Genomic DNA, 18,992 nt, shown 5'->3' with positions numbered 1-18,992 from the left:
GATGAAGTGATGCCTTCTATCGGAGCCCTGCTATCGTGGGGTCAGGGGCCTATGTGGTCCGCCTCCACACTACCCCGGCAGGTGCCATTCCTGCTTTTTACCGTCAACTTCGTCTCGCGACGTAAATCCACCGATGCCTGCCGCGGCGACGCGCGGCATGAGCTCGAGATGAACAGCGCCCCTCGCGCGGGAACGAAGGACGAAGGCGAGAAAACCGTTAAACGACGACGGGGATCCACCGTGAGCGCGCACAACATGACATCGCTGCATACGGACAGCACGACGAGCACGACGACGCCCGCATCCGCCGAGAACCACGAAAGCCACGCGATCGATCGGCCATCGCTCCGGAGCGCAGCGCCTCCGGAGCGCGAGCCGGCGCTGCACCGGACGCCCGAGGACGGCCAGGGACGAGGCGCCGACACCCGGATGAGCGCGAGCCTCTTCTCGACGTCGACATCGAAGACGCCGGGAGAGATCGACTCGGCCATGAAGATCCTGGCCAAGTCGGTCGCGCGGGAGCTGAGCAAGCATGGATATGGCCCTCGGGAGGCGATCGTGCTCTCGACGGAGCTCGTGCGGCTCATCTCTGCCGAGCTCGAGCAGCGCAGGAAAATGCACCAGGGCTCGCTGCCGAACGGCGCCGGCCACGAGCGGCTGTCGTAGGCAGGCCCACCCGCATCGCGAGCGAGCGCGGGACCGCGCGCGGGCGGATCGATCCCGGAGCGGATCGGTCCCTCGGCCCGGTCCCCTGCCCAGGTCTCCGCGGCCGGGGCGCGCCCCGGCCCGGCCGCGCCTTGTGGGATCACGGCCGCTCGGATAGGCTCCCGCCCGCTCAGCGCACCGGCGCGAGAAGTATGGATCCGGATGATCCGGCGAGAAGGAGCCTGCAAAGTGCAATTGCCTGTTTCGGGTGTCGCAGAGGTGAGCGCGGAGAGGCGCGCCGAGGCCTCCCCTCCCCGCGCCCTCCGGGCCGCTTTGGCCGGGCGCGGCCTGGCCGCGCTGGTCGCGTCTGCGCTCCTCGCCGGGTGCGGTTACACCGAGTTCGAATGGCAAGCTCAGCTCGACCGGTCCGAGCGCCTCCAGCGCGAGCTCGTGGCCAGCCAGGCGCGCGTCCGCCAGCTGGAGGAGCAGGGCCCGCGCGGCGGCGCCGCGGCCGATCCGCACTGGGCGAACGATCCGATCTCGGGCCTCGACGTCGGGCTGGGCGCCACGCAGCCGCGCGGCGAGCCGGCCGGGGCCCGCCCGGCGTCGGAGCGCGACAGCGACGTCCTCAGGGCGTTCTTGCCGGTCGCCGGCGGAGACGTCACGGTCGCGCCGCGCGACGGCCGCGTGGTCATCTCGATCCCGAGCCGGGTCCTGTTCAAGGGAAACCGCGACGCGCTCTCCCCGGCGGGGGAGAAGGTGCTGCGGGACATCGCCGCGATCATCCGCAGCAACGAGCCGCTCAAGGGCCTCGGCTACCAGATCGTCGGCCACACGGCGAGCGGCACGCCCGGCGTGGCGTGGCGCAACGGCTGGGACGTGACGGTCGCCCAGGCGCGCGCCGTGCTGCTCTTCCTGGCGCAGCCCAAGGAGGCCGGCGTGCCGCTCGCGCGGCTCAGCCTGGCGAGCTTCGCCGATCTGCCGGCTGCCGACGCAAGCGGCGGCGCCCCGGCGCAACCGGCGGAGCCGCGCGTGGAGATCGTGATCGAGGGGACAGCGCAGCTCCCGGAGGGCCCCGCTCGCCCGGCTGGCGCAGCCCCGACGGGTGCTGCACCGGCTGGCGCGGCACCGGCTGGCGCAGCGCCCGCTGGCGCGGCACCGGCTGGCGCGGCACCGGCTGGCGCGGCCCCCCCGGGAGCCGGCACGAAGGGCGGGGACGACACGTACCCGTGAGGGCGGCGCGAGGGCTGCCGCGGCCGCCCGGCCGCGGCGAGCCTGTCATGCGCCGTGCAGCACCTCGACCCTTCGCCTGAGCACCTCGGCATCCCCGAGCTCGCCCAGCAGCGCGCGCACCGCCTCGGGCGCGGCGGCCGCCACGGCGTCGCGGACCCGCGCCCGCAGCCGCCGGCCGCTCGCGACGAGGTAGGCCGCTGCGAGCGCGGCGGCCACCGCCCCGTCGGCGCCGCCTCGCTGAAGGAGCGACTCGGCCAACGCGCAGAGCGCCTCGATCGCCTTGGCCACCTGAGCGCCGTAGATGGGGTGGGCCGAGTCGACGCCCTCGTCATGGCACGTCGCGAGGCACAGGGCCGTGCTGGAGAGCCGGCCGAGATCGGTCGCGTCTCCGCGCTCCCAGAGCCCGGACGCGAGCTGCTCCTCGAAGAGGAGCCCCAGGCCGCCGCCCTTGGAGGAGAGCCCGCCAGGAACGGCGCTCGGCGCCGGCGCAGCGGCCGCAGGCGGCGGCCCGTGGTGCAGCGACGCGGGTCCGCCCGGCGCGGGGGCGCTGGGGGGCGCAAAGGAGCCCGCCGACCTGTCGGCCGAAGCGGGCGCGGCCACGGCCGCTGCGCTCGGCTGGAAGAGTTGCTTGGCGCGCGCCAGCAGACCGCCCGCGGCCGGCGCCGGCCTGGGCGGGCTGGGCGGGGCGGCGGCCGCCATAGGAGCGGGCGCAGAGACCAAGGATCTCATGACATCGGGCCCGCCTCGCCTCCGGCCGCCCCCGCCCACCGGCATCGCGGCGAACGCGGCCTCGGGCGCCGCCAGGAGGTCGAGGCTCGACGTCCCCCACCCCGCCGGCGCGCTCACCGGCACGGGCCGCGCCTCGGGCTGCCCGTGGGCCCGCCGGTCGCCCGTGCGCCGCTCGATCACCACGAACGACGCATGCTTCGACGCCACCCGGTGCCGGACCGCGAGGTCCACGATGCGCTTTCGCATCGCCTCCGCGCGCTTGGCGCCCAGCCCGCGCTCCGACTCCTCGAGCTCCCGCACCCGCGCGCCCGCCCACAGCGCCTCGAGGCCGGGCCGCGACGCCTCCGCCGCGAGCTCGACCGGCACCTCGAGATGGAAGCGCTCTCCGCGCAGGGTTCCGCGGAGCGAGAGGCGCCCCATCCCCGGCTGCCCGTAGCGGCCGTAGAGCACCCACGGCTCGCCGTCGATGAGCGCGGGGCGCTCGGCCGGCGCGAGCTCGCCGACGTCGATCCCCTCGAAGCGCGCCTCCAGCCCGGTAACCCGGACCGCCGTCGCCCGCGCGAACTGCGCCGTGACCTTCTCGTCGATGCGCTCGCCGGGGTGGATGAACTCTGCGGCGCCCTCCGTCCTGCGCGCGAGATCGTTCACAAGCACATCGCTCACGTTCGTGCCGATACCGAACGTGTAGATCCGCGCCCCCTTGCCCTGCTTGACGACGCGATCGACGATCTGCGCCTCGTTGCCCACCTGGCCGTCCGTCAGCAGCACGACCACGCGGTCTCGCTCCGCATCGCCGAGCATGCCCACGGCCGCGAGCAGCGGCTCCAGCATCTCCGTTCCGCCGTCCGCGCGGAGGCCCTCGACGAACGCATCCGCGGCCTTCAGGGTCGTCTGCGTGAAGGGGGTGATCGCCTTCTCCAGCGCCTTGAAATCGCTGGAGAACGCGATCACGCCGAACCGATCCCCCTCGGCGAGGTGGCGGAGGCACAGCCGGAGCGCGCGCTTCGCCTGGTCGAGCGACTCGCCCTGCATCGATCCCGACACGTCGACGACGAACACGACGTCGCGCCGGGAGGGCGCCCGCTTCGCGTGTGCGTGCGTGTCGAGCGTGTTGAAGAGGTCCGGCACCACGGTGAGGGCGAAGGTCCCCTCCTGGCCAGGGGTCCTGTCGCACACCACGCCTGCCTGCACGCCAGGCGCGCCCGCCGCGAGCAGCACGATGTCCCGATCGAGCGCGGCCTTGTCGTTCCGGAGCGAGACCCGCTGGCGATACCCCTCTTCGCGGCGCACCGAGAGCGCGTGCGAGGGGCTCTCGATCGCGACGTCGCGCCCGAGATCGAAGACGAGTTCCACGGTGATCCCGTAATCGACCCGCGCGATCTCGGGGGAGATGCGGTCGGCGTCCGGCACGTCGCCCGTGGGCTCGTGGACGCCGTGCGCGGTCCGGTCACCCGCGGCAGCGCCGGGCATGTAACGGGGCGCGACGAGGGTCGGGATCATGAGCCGCAGCGCCCCCTCGTCGGCGGTGAGCGCCTGCACGAACGTGACCTCGACGACCGTCTCCTCCCCGGGCAGGAGGTTGCCGACGCTCGCCGTGAACACGTTGCGCCGCTCCTCGTCGAGCAGCGCCGCGCCATGGCCGGTGGCGATGGCCTCGTCGTAGGCCTGGAACGCCGCTTCGCGCTCCTTGACCTCCCCCTCGAGCCTGCGGCCGGCGCACTCCATGGCGAAGCCCGCGATGCTCGCCTCGCCCGGGAGCGGGAAGGTGTAGATCGCCTCGATCGGCCGCCGCTCCTCGTTCCGGTAACGCTGCCGCACGACGAGCCGCGCCGCGCCGCCGAAGACCTCGCCCGAGAGGGAGACGCCGAGCAGCGGGACGGGGTGGCCCTCGGAGGTGCGAAGACACGACATCGGCGACGGGTGCGAAGGATCGTGGGAGGGGTTCATCGCGGGCCTTTCGGGGCAAGGGTTGTGTAACGAGACTCGATATCGAGGGCGATGCGCCGCGAGCTCTCGGGGGCGTCGGTCCGCACGTGGAGCTCCACCCCGTCGGCGATCTCGACCCGCTCCCAGCGCGCGCCGCGCGGCGCTGCGGCGGGCGGGCTCGACGCGGGCGGCGCCGCGGCGGCCTCCTCCGGGGCGGCGCAGCGCGCCTCGAGAGCGCGCGGCGGCGCCCCCGCGGCGATGCGCTCGATCTCGTCGAGGCCCGCGCCCGCGAGCCGCGCCTGGATCTCCTCGAGCGGCAAGTGCGCCTGCTGGAGGACCTTGATGGCGCGCAGCCGCGCGAGGTGCTCTCGCCCGTAGGAGGTGTCCTTCCCGCGGAACTCCGGCGCCGGAAGGAGGCCGCGCTGCACGTAGTACCGCACCGTGCGCGGCGCGACCCCCGCCTCGCCCGCGAGCTCGTCGAGCTTGTACGTCATCACGAGGGGCATCCTGCATCGAGACACTACAACTGTCAAGTATACAGCTTCAGTTCGCCCTCCCCATCTGCATCTTCAGCGGAAAATTGAACAAGGAGACGGGGAGGCGGGGAGAGCTGGGATCTCACGCCTCGCCTCCCCGTCTCCCCGTGAATTTTCCCGAATAAATTCGATGAGATGCTTCAGAGCAGGTACTTGACCCCGAAGCCGAACTCGATGAACCCGAGCCCGGCCGGGTCCGAGACGACATCGTCCTTCTTGTTCCAGAGGAACTTGTAGCGATAGCAGGCGCCGTCGCACCCCTCCTGATCCTTCTTCTTGAAGGGCGCCGAGAGGCGCAGGGAAGCGCCGCCGGAGACGACGAGGTGCTTCGAGAGGGCGGGCACGCCGACCATCACCTCGATCCGAGGGGTCACGGCGTTCAGCAGGACACGGCCCGAATCCTCGTACTCGACCGCCTCCGAGCGCCGGAGCGCGAGCTCGCTCAGCGGGGCGAGGAGGTCGATGAAGGAGGGTTGGAGGGCGAGATAATAGGCATCCGTATAACGCACGACGGCGCGCAGGTTGATGGTGTTCGCGGACGGCACGATCCTCGGTGATCCGCCCTCGCCGTCGATGTAGCTCGGGCTCCACGACACGCGCAGCGCCATGTCCGGCCTGTAGAAGGCGTGACCCCACGGGCGATCCATGCCGCCCCCCGTGCCCAGCTCCCGGAGCACCTCGACGGACGCGTCCCGGAACGCGGCCCGGTCGGCGTCCGAAGGGCTCTTGTCGTTGACCGTCGCGAGGACGTAGACGATGACCGCCTCGGCGAAGCGCCGGTAGATCTCGACCTGATCCCCCTCGCCTCCGGGCCGCGAGGAGAAGAACGTCCTTATCGCGCGGCTCGCTGCCTCCCCGTACTCGCCCTGGCCGGCGAGCCGGATCGCCGGCCAGAGGTCCGCCTGGAGGTCGCCGATCTTCGTCAGCGCCGAGGACTGTCGCTCGATCTGGGCGCAGATCTGGCCGACCAGGTCCTTGTCACAGAGATCGCGGAGGGCGCCGCCGGCGGCGCCGATGACGTTCACGAAGCTCACGAGATCGAGGTTGTTCGCGCCGCCCCGCGTGCCGATGTTCCACTGGACCCGGAGGCGCTCGAGGTTGCTCAACCTCGAGCGCAGCTCCCGGGCACGAGCGGCCGCGTCCGCCTCGGCGGCGCCCGGCGGGGCGGGCGCCGCGGACAGGAGGACAGGGAGGATCTCGTCGAGCTTCTTGCCGCCGCGCAGGACGTCTCTCGTGACCAGGACCGCCTCGTCGAGGAGCCTCCTCCTCACGGCGTCGTCCGTCACCTCGAGGGCCTTCGCGGCGGTCGCCCCGACCACGACGGCGGCTGCCCTGATGAAGTGCTCCTCCGCCAGGGCGTCTTTCCTCTGGAGAATCGCGCGAACGGCGAACGCGAGCTCACAGGCGTAGCTGGTCCCCGACGCTGCGCTCGCGCCGCAGTCCTTCTCGAGCGGCGACTGCGCGCCTGCGTCGGTGACGCCCGAAGCGAGATCCTCCTTGAGCACGGAGACGCAGGTGTTCAGCGACCGCGGGTCGAGCCGGGTCCACGTCAGCTTGCTGGGCGCCGCGCGCTCGGCGCGAGCGTCGTCTGCGCTCGCGAACTTGTGCAGGAGCTCGATGCTCTGCGTGCCCTGCGGCCTCTTTATCTGCCCCTCGTTCGACGTCAGCCCGACATAGACCATGTGCCCCGCGAAGCCCGCGGCCTCGTCCGTGACGCTCGTCCGGATCGCGTTGAACTGCCGCCGGAAGACCCGCTGGAGCGTGAGAGGGAAATAGGTGAGGATCGGGAAGCCCCTCCTCAGGATGGGCCTTAGCTCGTCGCGCCGCTTCTCGAGCGCGTCCTTCTCCGGGCCCGCCGCCGCGTCTTCGAGCCTGTCGACGATCCCTGCGTATTCTTGCAGGTGGTGATCCGCGCTCGCCAGGCGCGCCGTCTGGCACACCAGGTTGGGGGCGACCGCCTCGGCGACCTCCCGCTGGATCAGATCCTCGATGATGTCCCTCACGTCCTCATAGACAACGTCAGCGACCTGCGCGCGCGCCGTTCCAGCGAAGCCGATCACCGCCATCGCGGCGGCCGCGCAGAGGGTCGCGATTCTCCGGGGGTATCTCGCCATGGCACTCTCTCGACGGTTGCAGGAGGGACGGCCCGCTCGATCGGGAGCCCTCCGGACGGGGAGCCCCAAGAACAAAAGAACACCGTGCATGAGAATTCAACCAGGCAAATAACAATGCACTCCACGCACGCTTCGTGATGCCGCCGCGCGCCCCCCTCCATTGACGGCCACGCGACGCCGGTAGTAGGTAGCGCCGGCGTTCGATGGCGGGCCAACGCCCCGCGGCGCGAGCGTGCGGTCATCATGGAAGAGTCGCCGGCCAAGCTTCCAGCCTTCTCTTACCTGACGGCCGAGAACGCGGCGCTCTACCGCGCCATCATGCGCTCGTTCGTGGAGGCGCGGGAGCGCTTCGTGCTGCACCTCCGGCCGGCCGATGTCCTCCGCGCCGTCCGGGAGATCGGCCTCGACCCGGCCGCGGTGGACGCGGCGCTCCAGAAGCTCTGCGAATGGGGGAACCTGCAATCCCACCTGGACACGGCGGATGTCGCGACCGTCGAGGAGTTCTACCGGCCGCGCTTCCTGTACCAGCTCACCCCGCAGGGAGAGGCGGTGGAGCGCGCGGTGGGCGCCTATTTCGAGGCGCTCGCGCAGCGCGGCGAGCTCCAGGCCGCGGCGCTCGACGACATCCGCACCTTGCTGGAGAGCGTCGCGCAGATGCTCTCCCGGCCGGAGCTCGACGACAGCGCGGTCCACCTCGCGCTCTCGGCGCTGCGCGCGCGCTTCGGCGAGCTCACCACGCAGGCGCAGGCGTTCATGGGCAGCCTCCAGCGCAGCATCGACCTGCACACGGCCGGCGAGGCGAGCTTCCTCGCGTACAAGCAGCGCCTCATCGACTACCTCGAGCGCTTCGTCGGCCAGCTCGTCATCGCCACGGCGGACATCGCGGAGCTCCTCGGCCGCGTCGACGCCGCGGCGGCGCAGCGGCTCGCGGACAGCGCCGGCAGGCGCGAGGTCGCCGACGCGCTCGACGGCGAGGAGGCCGACCAGCGGGCCGCGGCCGCGCGGTGGGAGGCGCGGATCGAAGGCGTCCGCGGCTGGTTCATCGGCCGGCCGGGCGCGCCGTCGCAGGCGGAGGAGCTCAGGGCCCGCGCCCGCGCCGCCATCCCCGCCCTGCTCTCCGCCGTCGCGAGCCTGCACGACCGCCGCTTCACCCGCAGCGACCGCGCCGCCGACCTCCGCACCCTCGCCCGGTGGTTCGCCGAGGCCCCGAGCGACGCGGACGCCCACCGCCTCTGGCGCGCCGCGTTCGCCCTCGCCTCGACCCGGCACCTCTTCGTCAACGAGGAGGCGATGGCCGAGCGCGAGGCCGCGCCGGTCCCCGCCAGCCGCTCGTGGCTCGACGCGCCGCCGCTCCGCATCTCGCCGCGCCTCCGCGCCACCGGCCGGCATGCGCGGCCCGGGCGTCCGAGCGACGTGATCGATCGATCGCGCGAGAAGGCGCTCCTGCTCGCGCACGAGGACGAGGACGAGCGCGCCATCGCCGACGCGCGCGCCCGGCTCGCCACAGGCCGGCCGACGCGCCTTTCCGAGCTCGGCCGGCTCGAGCCGCTGGCCTTCGAGATGCTCCTCGACTGGCTGGGCGAGGCGCTCGCCGCGGGCGGCGGCGAGACCACCTCGGCCGACGGGGCGATCGCCATCTCCCTGGTCCCCACGAACGACGGCCAGGTCGCGACGGTGGAGACGCCATCGGGCACCTTCCGCGGACCGGATCACCTCCTGACGCTCCGCTCGCTCGCGCCGGACGAAGCGCCCCGGTCCCGGCATCGCGCGCCCGCCCCCGAGGACGCGGCCCCGCCCTGGCGCCGCGCGCCCGCCCCGCCGGGACCTTCGCCCGCGGAGCGCTCATGACGCGCGCCCTCGAGGCCCAGGAGCGCCACGAGCGGCAGAGCGCGCTGCGGGCCCTCCTGCGCCACCCCCTCCTTCCGGCCGCAGGCGCGCACGCCGCGTCGTTCCTGCTCGTGCGACGGCACGCCGCCGCGCTCCGCGCCTGGCTCGCGCGCTACCCCCGCTGGTCGCTGCTCGTCGAGCCCGAGCAGGCGCGCCTGCGCAAGACGCCGGCCGACCTCGCCGACGGCACGCGGCCGGCGCTCGACCCGCACCACGGCACCCCGTTCACGCGCCGCCGTTACGTGCTGCTCTGCCTGGCCCTGCTCGCGCTGGAGGGCGAGGACCGCCAGACCACGCTCGGGCGGCTCGCCGAGCGCATGGTGGGGTATTTCGCCGACGACCCGGCGCTCACCCGCGCCGGCGCCTTCGAGCTCGACGTGCAGGACCAGCGGCGCGATCTCGTCCACGTCGTCCGCCTCCTCCTCGATCTGCGCGTGCTCACGCGCGTCGCCGGCGAGGAGCAGGGCTTCATCGCCGATCAGCGCCGCGACGTGCTCTACAGCGTGAGCCGGCCCGCCGTCGCCGCCATGCTGAACGTACGCCGCGGGCCCTCGACGCTGGAGGCGACGGACGCCGCGGACCTCGCCGCGCGGCTCGCCGGCATCGTCGAGGAGCTCGCCCCGGAGACGGACGACGCCCGCAATCAGGCGCTGCGGGCCCGGCTCTTCCGGAGGCTCCTCGACGATCCGGTCGTCTACTACGAGGACCTCGCCCCGGAGGAGCGCGCGTACCTCACGACGCAGCGGCCGTTCATCGTCGACGAGATCGAGCGGGCGACAGGGCTCGTCGCCGAGGCGCGGCGCGAGGGGCTGGCGATGGTCGATCCGGACGAGGAGCTCAGCGATCTCGCGATGCCGGAAGAGGGCACCGAGGGGCACCTGACGCTGCTCGTGGCGGAGTGGCTCGCGGGCCGCGCGCGCGACGGCAGGCTCGTCGGCCGGGCCGCGGTCGAGCAGCGCGTGGCGGAGCTCGTCGCCGAGCACCGCGGGCGCTGGAGGAAGGCGGCGCTCGGCGCGGGCGCCGAGGTGGAGCTCACCGACAGGGCGCTCGAGCGGCTCTCCGCGCTCCGCCTGCTGCGCTGGACGCCCGCGGGGATCGCGGCGCTCCCCGCCATCGCCCGGTACGCCGTCGTCGCCCCTTTCGACCCCTCGGGACCGGCGCGCGCATCGCGCTCCGAGGCGCCGCTGGCCGGCCTGAGGGCTCCGGCCGGCCGGGCCGACGGCGCGCCGCGCGCGAGGACGCCAAGGAAGACGCGATGACCCTGCCTTCGCCCGTGACCCGACGCTGGCAGCCGCTCCGCAGCGGGCTGCTCAACCTCTACCGCTACGACAGCGAGGAGTTCGTCTTCGAGGGCGGCCGGCTGCTCCTGCGCGGCAACAACGGCAGCGGCAAGTCGCGCGTGCTCGCGCTGCAGCTGCCGTTCCTGCTCGACGGCGAGGTGAGCCCCCACCGCCTGGAGCCGGACGCCGACCCGGCGAAGCGCGTCGAGTGGAACCTGCTCCTCGGCCGCTACGAGGAGCGGCGCGGCTACACCTGGCTCGAGCTCGGCCGGCGCGACGACGACGGGGCCGAGCACTACCTGACGCTCGGCTGCGGGCTGCACGCGGTCGAGGGCCGCGGGCTCGCCGGCAAGTGGCTCTTCGTCACCTCGAAGCGCGTCGGGCGCGATCTGTTCCTGCAGAGCGCCGGCGCCGCGATCGGAAGGGAGCGGCTGGAGGCCGAGATCGGCGGGAGCGGCGAGGTGTTCACGAGCGCCGCGGCCTACCGCGCCGCCGTCGATCGCCGGCTCTTCCAGCTCGGCGATCGGTACGGCGCGCTGCTCGACCTCCTGATCCAGCTGCGGCAGCCGCAGCTGTCGCGAAAGCTCGACGAGGCGCAGCTCTCCAGGGCGCTCTCGACGGCGCTGCCGCCCGTGCCGCCCGCGGTCGTGGCCGACCTGGCCGAGTCCTTCAGGAGCCTCGAGGCGGATCGCGCGGCGCTCGACGGCTTCGCCGCGGCGAGCGCGGCGTCGTCGGCGTTCCTCGACGAGTACCGGCGCTACGTGAGGGTCGCCGCGCGGCGGCGCGCGGCCGCGGTGCGGAGCGGGCACGCCACGTACGAGGCCGTGATGCGGGAGCTGCGGGCGGCGGAGGCGGGCCTCGACGAGGCCAGGGCCGCCGGGGAGCAGGCGGCCGCGCGCGAAGAGGAGGCCGAGCGCGCGGCGCGCGGCGCGGCGCGCGAGGTCGAGACCCTGAGCCGGCGCCCCGAGATGGACCAGGCGCGCGCCCTCGACGAGGCGCGGGGGGCGGCGCAGGCGGCGGCGAACGACGCGAGGGAGGCGGAGCTCGAGCACCGCCGGGCCGTCGAGCAGGCCGAGCGGCGCGGCAGCGAGCGTGAGGAGGCCGCCGCGAGCGCGCGCGCCGAGCGCGGCGCGCTCGCGGCGACGGTCGCCGCGGCGGAGGGCGCCGGAGCGGAGGTCGGCCTGCCCCCGCCGGCGCTGCCCGGCGGCTGGGAGGCCGACCCGGGCGGCCGCGCGCTCCCGGGCGCGCAGGCGCGCTTCGACGCGGCCGTGGCCGAGCGCCGCCGGGGCGTCGCGCACGTGCGCAAGCTCGACGGCGAGCTCGCGTCGGCGCGCGCCGCGCGGGAGCGCGCCGACGCCGCGCTGGAGGGCGCGGCCGCGCGGCTCGAGCGCGCGCGGGAGCGGGCCGACGCGGCGCTCGGGCAGCGGGAGGCGGAGGCCGACGCGCTCGTCGACGCGTGGCGCGCGTGGGCGCGCGGGCTCTCGGAGCTCCCGATCGGAGGCACGGACGTCGAGGACATGGCCGACGCTGTCGCGGCGTGGGCCGAGCACGGCGACGGCGAGAGCCCCGCGGCGCTGGCGGCCCAGCGCGCGCTCGCCGACGCCCAGGGGCGGCTCGCCGCGGCGCGGGCCGAGGCCGATCGCGCCCTCGCCGTGGCGGAGGAGGCGCGGCGCGCGCTCGAGGAGGAGCGGGCGGCCCTCGAGCGCGGCGCGCACCGTGGCCCGGAGCCGCCGCCGTCGCGCGCGCCGGGCGCTCGCGAGGGGCGGCCTGGAGCGCCGCTGTGGCAGCTGTGCGACTTCGAGCCCGAGCTCGACGCGGCCGGCCGGGCGGGCCTGGAGGCCGCGCTCGAGGCCGCGGGGCTGCTCGACGCCTGGGTGACACCCGAAGGCGAGCTCCTGGCCGAGGGGGTGCTCGACACGGCGCTCTCGGCCGCCGGGGAGCAGGCGCTCCCGTCCGAGCAGCAGCTCGGCCGCTGGCTGCGCGCGTCGCCTGCGCTCGCGGCCGAGGGAGCGCCCGGCGCGCCGCCGGTGCCGCCGGACGTCGTGCGGGCCGTGCTGGCGCGCATCGGCGCCGGCCGCGGCGCGGGCCGGATCTGGGCCGACGTCTCGGGCAGCTTCGCGCTCGGCCCGCTGCACGGGGCCTCTGCCAAGGCCGAGGCGGAGCACATCGGCCACGCGTCGCGCGAGGCGGCGCGGAAGCGGCGGCTCGCGGCGATCGAGGAGGCGCTCCGCGAGGCGGCGGCGGCGCGCTCGGCCGCCCAGACCGCGCTGGCCGAGCTCGATCGCCGCGCGCGCGTCGCCCGCGAGGAGGCGGCCAGCGCGCCGTCTTCCGCGGCGCTGCGGCGCGCGCTGGCCGCGGAGCAGGCGGCGGAGGCGGCCGTGGTCGACGCCCGCGCCGCGCTCGCGGAGGAGGAGGAGCGCGCGCTCTCGCGGCGGCAGCGCGAGGCCCAGGCGCTCGCGGAGCGGGACCGTGCGGCGGCGGACCTCCGGCTCGCGGCGTGGGTCGGGGCGCTCGACCAGCACGACGCCGCGCTCGCGGCGCTGGTCCACGCCGCGGCGGCGATGTGGCCGACGGCGCGCGGCGCCGCCGCTGCGCTCCGCCGCGCGCAGAAGGCCGAGGAGGAGGCGCGGCTCGCCGAGGGGCGCGCGGTCTCCCGCGCCGAGGCGCGCCAGCGGGCCGCCTCTCGCCTCCACGAAGCGGAGGTGCACCGGGACACGCTGGAGCGGACGACGGGGGCGCTGGTCGACGAGATCCTGCGCCAGCTCGCCGGGGCGCGGGAGCGGCGCGAGGCGCGCGACGCGGAGCACCGCGCGGCGCAGCGCGCGCACGGCGACGCGCGGGTGGCCGAGGCGCGCGCGCAGGCGAAGATCGAGCCGCTTCGCGATGGGCTCGAGCGCGCGACGCGCGAGCGGGCGGGGCACGTCGAGGCGCTCGCGGCGATGGCGCGGGCGCGGCTCCTGTCCGTGCTGGAGATGGCGGACGTCGAGCCCGGGACGGAGGGGGCCGCCGGGTGGTCGCCGACGCGGGCGGTGGAGGTGGCGCGGCGGATCGAGGCGTCGAGCGGCGACGTCGAGCACGACGACAGGGCGTGGGAGCGGCTGCAGCGGGGCATCTTCCGGCACGTCGAGGCGCTGCGGGACGCGCTCCTGCCGCACGGCTACGGGCCGCAGACGACGAGCGAGGACGGCCTCGTCGCGGTGACGGTGCCGTTCCAGGACCGGACGTGGGCCGTGCACGACCTCCAGGCGATGCTGGCCGACGAGGTGGCGCACCGCCGGACGGTGCTCGACGCGCGCGAGCGCGAGGTGCTGGAGAACCACCTCATCGGCGAGGTGGCGAGCCACCTGCACGATCTCCTGCACCGGTGCGAGGCCATGGTGCGCGACATGAACCAGGAGCTCGCCGCGCGGCCGACGAGCACCGGGATGAGGCTCCGCTTCTCGTGGGCGCCGCTCGTGGACGGCCCGCCCGGGCTCCTCGAAGCCCGGCATCGGCTGCTGCGGGCGGGCGGCACCTGGTCGCCGGGCGACCGCGAGCTGCTCGCGCGGTTCCTGAAGGAGCGCATCGAGGAGGTGCGCTCTCGCGGCGAGGCGGCGAGCTGGCAGGAGCAGCTCTCGACGGCGCTCGATTACCGCGGGTGGCACGCGTTCGCGGTGGAGCGCCACCAGGACGGCGCGTGGAAGCGGCTGACGAGGCGCACCTACGGGACGGGGTCTGGCGGCGAGAAGGCGCTGGCGCTGACGATCCCGCAGTTCGCCGCGGCGGCGGCGCACTACCGCAGCGCGCACCCGCACGCCCCCCGGCTCATCCTGCTGGACGAGGCGTTCGTGGGCATCGACCCCGACATGCGGGCGAAGTGCATGGGGCTCCTCGCCGCGTTCGACCTCGATTTCGTGATGACGAGCGAGCGCGAGTGGGGGTGTTACGCGACGCTGCCCGGCCTGTCGATCCACCAGCTCACGGTGAGGCCCGGCATCGACGCGGTCGGCGTGACCCGGTGGGTGTGGAACGGGCGAGAGCGGGTGCGCTCGACCGCCGCGGCAGCGCCGCCGGAGCCGCAGCCCGACGGCGTGACGGGGCCGCTGTTCGGCGGCGGGCCCTCGTGACCGGCGGCGGGCCCTCGTGACCGGCGATCGGCTGCGGGCGGTGCTCGGCGCCCGGGAGCTCGGGTGGATCGTGGACAAGGCGCGCCGGCGGCTGGAGCGCGGCGAGCCCGTGCGGGGCGCCGTGGTGCAGCGCCGCGACCCGACGGCCGCGGAGCGCGCCGCGGTCGAGCGTTTGTTCGGCCGGGTGACCCACGGCGGCGCGCTGCGGGTCTCGCTGGACGAGCTGGCGCAGCTCCTCCGGGACGCGGAGCTCTGCCCGGGCGTGGAGGCGGCGGTCGAGGCGCTGACGGGTCCGTTCGTGGACCGTCGCGCCGAGGCGGCGCGGCTCGAGGCGGGCTGGCAGGCGGTCTTCGACGAGGCCGCGGTGTCGGGCGATGGCCGGCCCGAGGTCGGCGTGTGGCTCGATGATCTTCGCGCATCCGGCCTCGTGCGGCGGCTCTCGTGCGGCGACGTCGGGTCGGCGCGGAATCTGCTCCGGCAGGCCGTCTCGGTGGTGCGCCGCCTGCCGGCCGAGGGCGTTGCGCTCGCGGAGCTCGCGGCGGCGGTGACCGGGGACAGCCACGCGCTCGACGCGGGCGCGCCGCTCGGCGCGCTGGTGATCCGGTTCGCGGCGGCGCTCTCCGGGGCGACCCGCTGGGAGCGCGCGGCGGAGCGGCGGGAGGCGTGGGACCGCGCGGGCGTGCTGCTGGACGACCTCAGCGCCCCGGTGCTGGTGCTCAACCTGGGAGCGGCGCCGGACAGCCTGGCCGGGCGGGTGCTGGCCATGCACGCGGCGGCGGGGGAGCCCTGCCGGCTCTCGGTCCGGCAGCTGTGGCGCGCGCCGCCGCGCTTCGAGGTGTCGGGGCGCGAGGTGTTCGTCTGCGAGAACCCAGCGGTCCTCTCGGCGGCGGCCGACCGTCTCGGGCCGCGCGGGGCGCCGCTCGTCTGCGTGGAGGGGCAGGTCCGGACCGCGGCGCGGCTCCTCCTGGAGCGGCTCCGCGGCGGCGGCGCGACGCTGCGGTACCACGGCGACTTCGACTGGGGCGGCATCCGCATCGGGAACGTGGTGGTCGGGAGGCACGGCGCCCTGCCCTGGCGGTATGGGGCCGCGGACTACCGCGCCGCGCCCAAGGGGTCGGAGCTCGCCGGGGTGCCCGTGGCCGCAGCCTGGGACGACGAGCTCTGCGCGGCCATGAGCGACGAGCGGCGCGCGGTGCACGAGGAGGGGGTGGTGGAGGCGCTGATCGAGGATCTGCGGCGGGGAGAGGGCGCGGGCTGAGAGGGGGAGCGCGGCCTTTGTGCCTGGCGTGCCAGACGCCATAAGACGCCATAAGAATAACAAATAGCTTGGCGTCTTATGGCGCCTTGAAATTCGAAACCCTGCGCTTTTCAGGCAGTTTCAACCCGCTTGTCGCTCCACAGCGGTTTCCGCCCCCCTCTGCCCCATCCAGAGCCGCAGCAGAGCGGCGGTCTCCCGCACAGGAGACGGGCCCAGATCGGCGTTTTCGGCGCGCAAGCGCACTCCTGTGCGCTGAGCACCGAAAACGTCGAGGTGGGCCCGTATCCGAAGCGGGTGACCGCCGCTCTCTACAGCTTCCCGAGGGACGCGCGCACGTGCCCGATGAACACCTTGATCTTCGGTATCTCCGACAGCGCCCCCGGGACGCTGAGCCGCACGGGCCGCTCCTGCCCGACCACGTCGGGCAGCACCGGCACGAGCACGCCCGGCCCCACGTCGGGGTCGGGCACGAGCGCGTCGGGGACGAGGCCGATGCCCAGGCCGGAGATGCAGCAGTGCCGGATGAAGTGGATGTCCGTCGCGATGAGCGCCGGCTGCACGGTGAAGGGCGCGCCCCGCCATGTCCGCCAGGTGCGCGCGTCCTCGCCCGGGGCCTGCCACGCGAACAGCTCATGGTGCTTCAGATCGTCGATCGTCTGTGGCGTGCCGCGCCGCTCCAGGTACGCGCGGCTGGCGATGAGCCACTCGCGGACGCGCAGGACGACGTGCGATATCCAGTGTCCGCTCGGCGCGTCCTCGCCGAAGTGGACGGCGATGTCGATGTCCGTGAGCGCCTCCCCCAGCGGATCGTTGCTGAAGCGGCAGTGGACGTGGAGCCTCGGATACGCGCTGCGGACGGCGGCGAAGAGCGGCGTCATCATGTGCGGCGGCAGCCCCACGGGCAGGATGACCCGCAGGGTGCCCGAGGGCGCGTCGCCCACCTCCCGGATCGAGGCGAGGAGCGCGGCGGCCTCCTGCACCATGCCGCGCCCCTTCCGGGCGAGCACCTGCCCGGCCTCCGTCGGCACGACGCCGTTCCGCACGCTCTCCAGCAGGAGGACGCCGGCGCGCGCCTCCAGCGACGCGACCTGACGCCGGAGCGTCGTGCGCGACGAGCCGAGCGCGCGCGCCGCGCCCAGGAAGGAGCCGGCCTCGACCACGGCGAGGAAGGCGCGAAGCTCTTCAAGGTCCATACACCCTGCCACTGTCCGCATTCTAGCCAGGGGTGACCGTCTTCGGCCATCCACATGCGGCGCCGCTCGATAGTGTCGCGAAAGGAGGAGACAAGTTGATGGCACGAGACGATTCGCACGCGCTCACGCGCACAGGCTCGCTCGCGGCGCTGGCCCTCTCCCTCGCGGCGCCCGCGGGCTGCGGCGGAGGCGAGGAGACGAGCACGACGAGCACGACGCCGCAGACGACGTCCACGTACGAGGACCCCCCCGAGCTCCAGCCGGGCGCGGATGGAGCGTACGAGCTGCGCTTCGGCCCGAGCGAGGTCGAGATCGACGGGCGGCGGTTCTGTCTCCGCGCGTACAACGGAATGACGAACGGCCCCACGATCCGCATTCCGAAGGGCCAGGATCGCAAGGTCCACGTGAACCTGCATAACGACTTCACGAAGAGCGACTTCCGCGAGATCGCGAGCATGATGGGCCACGGCAACAGGTCGTGCCACGACTTCAACCTGACGAACTTGCACGGCCACGGCCTGCACGTGCAGCCCAACTTCGCGACGGACGATCCCGCGGACCCGTGCGAGGGGGACGGCTGCGCGCCCGAGGGGAGGTATTTCGGCGACCACGTGCTGCACGAGGTGGGGCCGGGCGAGAGCGCCCGGTACCGCTGGGACCTGGACGAGGACGGGATCCACCACGAGGGCACGGACTGGTACCACCCTCACATCCACGGCTCGACGGCCATCCAGGTCATGGATGGGGCCGCCGGGGCGCTCCTCATCGAGGGCGCGCTCGACGAGGTGCCCGGCATCGCCAGGGCCAGAGAGCGGGTGATGGTCATGACGCAGGTGCCCATCGATCACCAGAACACGGTGCCCTTGAAGGAGGGAGAGGCCTGCACCGAGGACAACCTGTCGGTGACCGACTTCCTCGCTGTCGAGTCGCTCCGGGCCACGCTGATCAACGGCAAGCTCAGGCCGCGGCTCACGACGCCGCCCGGGCAGGTGGAGCGCTGGCGCATGATCTACGCGGGCAGCCCGGACGAGATGGGGATGAAGCTCCACGTCGCGAAGGACGCCTCGTGCTCCGACTTCGACAAGACGCCCATCGAGACGACGCAGATCGCGCGCGACGGGCTGACGCTCCCGCAGCTCTACAGGAGCGACACGGTGTGGGTCTCCCCGGGGTACCGCGCCGACGTGATGGTGAAGATGCCTGAGGGCAAGCAGACGCTCTGCCTCGTCGGGCGCCGGCCGAACGATCTCCTGGGGAGCGTGATCGCGATCGTCGACGTGGATCCGAGCGCGGGCGAGCCCACCGAGGTGAACCTGCCCGCGGAGGCGGACGTGGCCGCGCTCGCGCCGCCGACGTCGTGGACCGGCACGGTCGACGGGAAGGAGATGGAGGTGAGCTGCGATTCGGTCGAGGCCGTGCACCAGAAGGTGGTGCTCCTCGTGCCCACGCCGGGGAGCAACCCGCCCGATCTCAGCAGCGATGTGGCGCTCATGTCCTGTGACCCGGGAGACCACCCGCACGAGGTCGATCCGGACGCGCCTGTGTGCATCTGCCCGGATCCGAACATCAGCTGCCGCAAGTTCGACGAGCGGCGCGCCCGCGGCTACCGGAGCGATCGGGTCATGACCGTCGGGAGCGCGGAGCGGTGGGAGATCCGCGCGTTCGACGGGCACCCCTTCCATATCCACATCAACCCGTTCCTCGTGTGCCCCAACACGTCGAACAAGGAGCCCAACTTCGCCCACTGGCGAGACACGATGTGGGTCCAGGTCGAGGACGGGCCGCGCGACGTGATCATGAACCCCCGGAAGTTCACGGGCCAGTTCGTGGCGCACTGCCACAAGCTGAACCACGAGGACGAAGGGATGATGGAGCTCGTGGAGATCTGCGACCCGGGAGATGCGGAGTGCCTGTGTCAGGGGACGGACGAGAGCGGCGCGTGCATCTCCCAGGCAGGGTGTCAGCCGGACGATCTCGCGTGCCAGTTCGCGAAGACGGCGACCGACGCGTACCCGGCGCCGCCGCCGCCGAACCCCGAGCTCTGCGGGCCGTGAACTCGCCCCGGTGCGTCGCGCCGGGTGGCAT

The 18,992-nt window shown here is 74.1% G+C and carries 11 protein-coding genes; 7 read left to right on the top strand and 4 right to left on the bottom strand.

The window, feature by feature from the left end; translation table 11 throughout:
• The first annotated feature begins 81 nt into the window (after nt 1–81).
• On the top strand, nt 82–666 hold the full coding sequence (locus tag WMF45_RS11805) for a hypothetical protein (protein WP_437717009.1): 585 nt from the start codon (nt 82–84) through the stop codon (nt 664–666).
• Nucleotides 667–894: 228 nt separating this feature from the next.
• Nucleotides 895–1,878: an OmpA/MotB family protein gene (locus WMF45_RS11800; protein WP_437717008.1), complete on the top strand. Its 984-nt coding sequence runs from the start codon at nt 895–897 to the stop codon at nt 1,876–1,878.
• A gap of 45 nt (nt 1,879–1,923) precedes the next feature.
• Here WMF45_RS11800 and WMF45_RS11795 read toward each other — a convergent pair whose 3' ends face one another.
• From WMF45_RS11795 to WMF45_RS11785, 3 genes are all read right to left on the bottom strand, one after another.
• Nucleotides 1,924–4,554 carry a VIT domain-containing protein gene (locus tag WMF45_RS11795; protein ID WP_437717007.1) on the bottom strand — a complete coding sequence of 877 codons (2,631 nt, stop codon included), beginning with the start codon at nt 4,552–4,554 and terminating at the stop codon, nt 1,924–1,926.
• Nucleotides 4,551–5,027: a helix-turn-helix domain-containing protein gene (locus WMF45_RS11790; protein ID WP_437719524.1), complete on the bottom strand. Its 477-nt coding sequence runs from the start codon at nt 5,025–5,027 to the stop codon at nt 4,551–4,553. Before WMF45_RS11790 ends, WMF45_RS11795 begins: the two co-directional genes overlap by 4 nt.
• 182 nt (nt 5,028–5,209) lie before the next feature.
• Entirely contained in the window at nt 5,210–7,183 is a 1,974-nt protein-coding gene (locus WMF45_RS11785; protein ID WP_437717006.1) for a hypothetical protein, read from the bottom strand.
• 243 nt (nt 7,184–7,426) lie between these two features.
• On the opposite strand from WMF45_RS11785, the gene WMF45_RS11780 reads away from it, so the two are divergent.
• Genes WMF45_RS11780 through WMF45_RS11765 form a run of 4 tightly spaced genes read left to right on the top strand, consistent with a single transcriptional unit; the run spans nt 7,427 to nt 15,714 of the window.
• Nucleotides 7,427–9,031, top strand: a complete 1,605-nt coding sequence (locus WMF45_RS11780) for a TIGR02677 family protein (RefSeq protein ID WP_437717005.1) — start codon at nt 7,427–7,429, stop codon at nt 9,029–9,031.
• A complete protein-coding gene (locus WMF45_RS11775; RefSeq protein WP_437717004.1) occupies nt 9,028–10,329 on the top strand; it encodes a TIGR02678 family protein in 1,302 nt (433 codons plus the stop codon). Before WMF45_RS11780 ends, WMF45_RS11775 begins: the two co-directional genes overlap by 4 nt.
• The gene (locus WMF45_RS11770) at nt 10,326–14,456 is read left to right on the top strand and encodes a TIGR02680 family protein (RefSeq protein WP_437717003.1); all 4,131 of its coding nucleotides are present in this window, start codon (nt 10,326–10,328) and stop codon (nt 14,454–14,456) included. Before WMF45_RS11775 ends, WMF45_RS11770 begins: the two co-directional genes overlap by 4 nt.
• Before the next feature lie 16 nt (nt 14,457–14,472).
• Complete coding sequence (locus tag WMF45_RS11765) at nt 14,473–15,714, top strand: TIGR02679 family protein (protein WP_437717002.1); 1,242 nt, start codon at nt 14,473–14,475, stop codon at nt 15,712–15,714.
• Nucleotides 15,715–16,022: 308 nt separating this feature from the next.
• Here the strand turns inward: WMF45_RS11765 and WMF45_RS11760 are convergent, their stop codons facing one another.
• A complete protein-coding gene (locus tag WMF45_RS11760; protein ID WP_437717001.1) occupies nt 16,023–16,907 on the bottom strand; it encodes a LysR family transcriptional regulator in 885 nt (294 codons plus the stop codon).
• A 98-nt stretch (nt 16,908–17,005) separates the two neighbouring features.
• Here WMF45_RS11760 and WMF45_RS11755 point away from each other — a divergent pair, with 98 nt between their 5' ends.
• Complete coding sequence (locus WMF45_RS11755) at nt 17,006–18,961, top strand: multicopper oxidase family protein (RefSeq protein WP_437717000.1); 1,956 nt, start codon at nt 17,006–17,008, stop codon at nt 18,959–18,961.
• Nucleotides 18,962–18,992 lie beyond the last annotated feature (31 nt).

Source organism: Sorangium sp. So ce448 (genome assembly GCF_051520915.1).
Classification (GTDB): Bacteria; Myxococcota_A; Polyangia; order Polyangiales; family Polyangiaceae; genus Sorangium; species Sorangium cellulosum_B.
Note: the sequence above shows the minus strand (reverse complement) of the source record. Positions and strands in the feature narration are given on the sequence as shown.

Bases quoted from the DNA above. Each gene is read 5' to 3' on its own strand.
- WMF45_RS11795 (WP_437717007.1), bottom strand. From the start codon at position 4,554: ATGAACCCCTCCCACGATCCTTCGCACCCGTCGCCGATGTCGTGTCTT.
- WMF45_RS11790 (WP_437719524.1), bottom strand. From the start codon at position 5,027: ATGACGTACAAGCTCGACGAGCTCGCGGGCGAGGCGGGGGTCGCGCCG.
- WMF45_RS11785 (WP_437717006.1), bottom strand. From the start codon at position 7,183: ATGGCGAGATACCCCCGGAGAATCGCGACCCTCTGCGCGGCCGCCGCG.
- WMF45_RS11780 (WP_437717005.1), top strand. From the start codon at position 7,427: ATGGAAGAGTCGCCGGCCAAGCTTCCAGCCTTCTCTTACCTGACGGCC.
- WMF45_RS11775 (WP_437717004.1), top strand. From the start codon at position 9,028: ATGACGCGCGCCCTCGAGGCCCAGGAGCGCCACGAGCGGCAGAGCGCG.
- WMF45_RS11770 (WP_437717003.1), top strand. From the start codon at position 10,326: ATGACCCTGCCTTCGCCCGTGACCCGACGCTGGCAGCCGCTCCGCAGC.
- WMF45_RS11760 (WP_437717001.1), bottom strand. From the start codon at position 16,907: ATGGACCTTGAAGAGCTTCGCGCCTTCCTCGCCGTGGTCGAGGCCGGC.
- WMF45_RS11755 (WP_437717000.1), top strand. From the start codon at position 17,006: ATGGCACGAGACGATTCGCACGCGCTCACGCGCACAGGCTCGCTCGCG.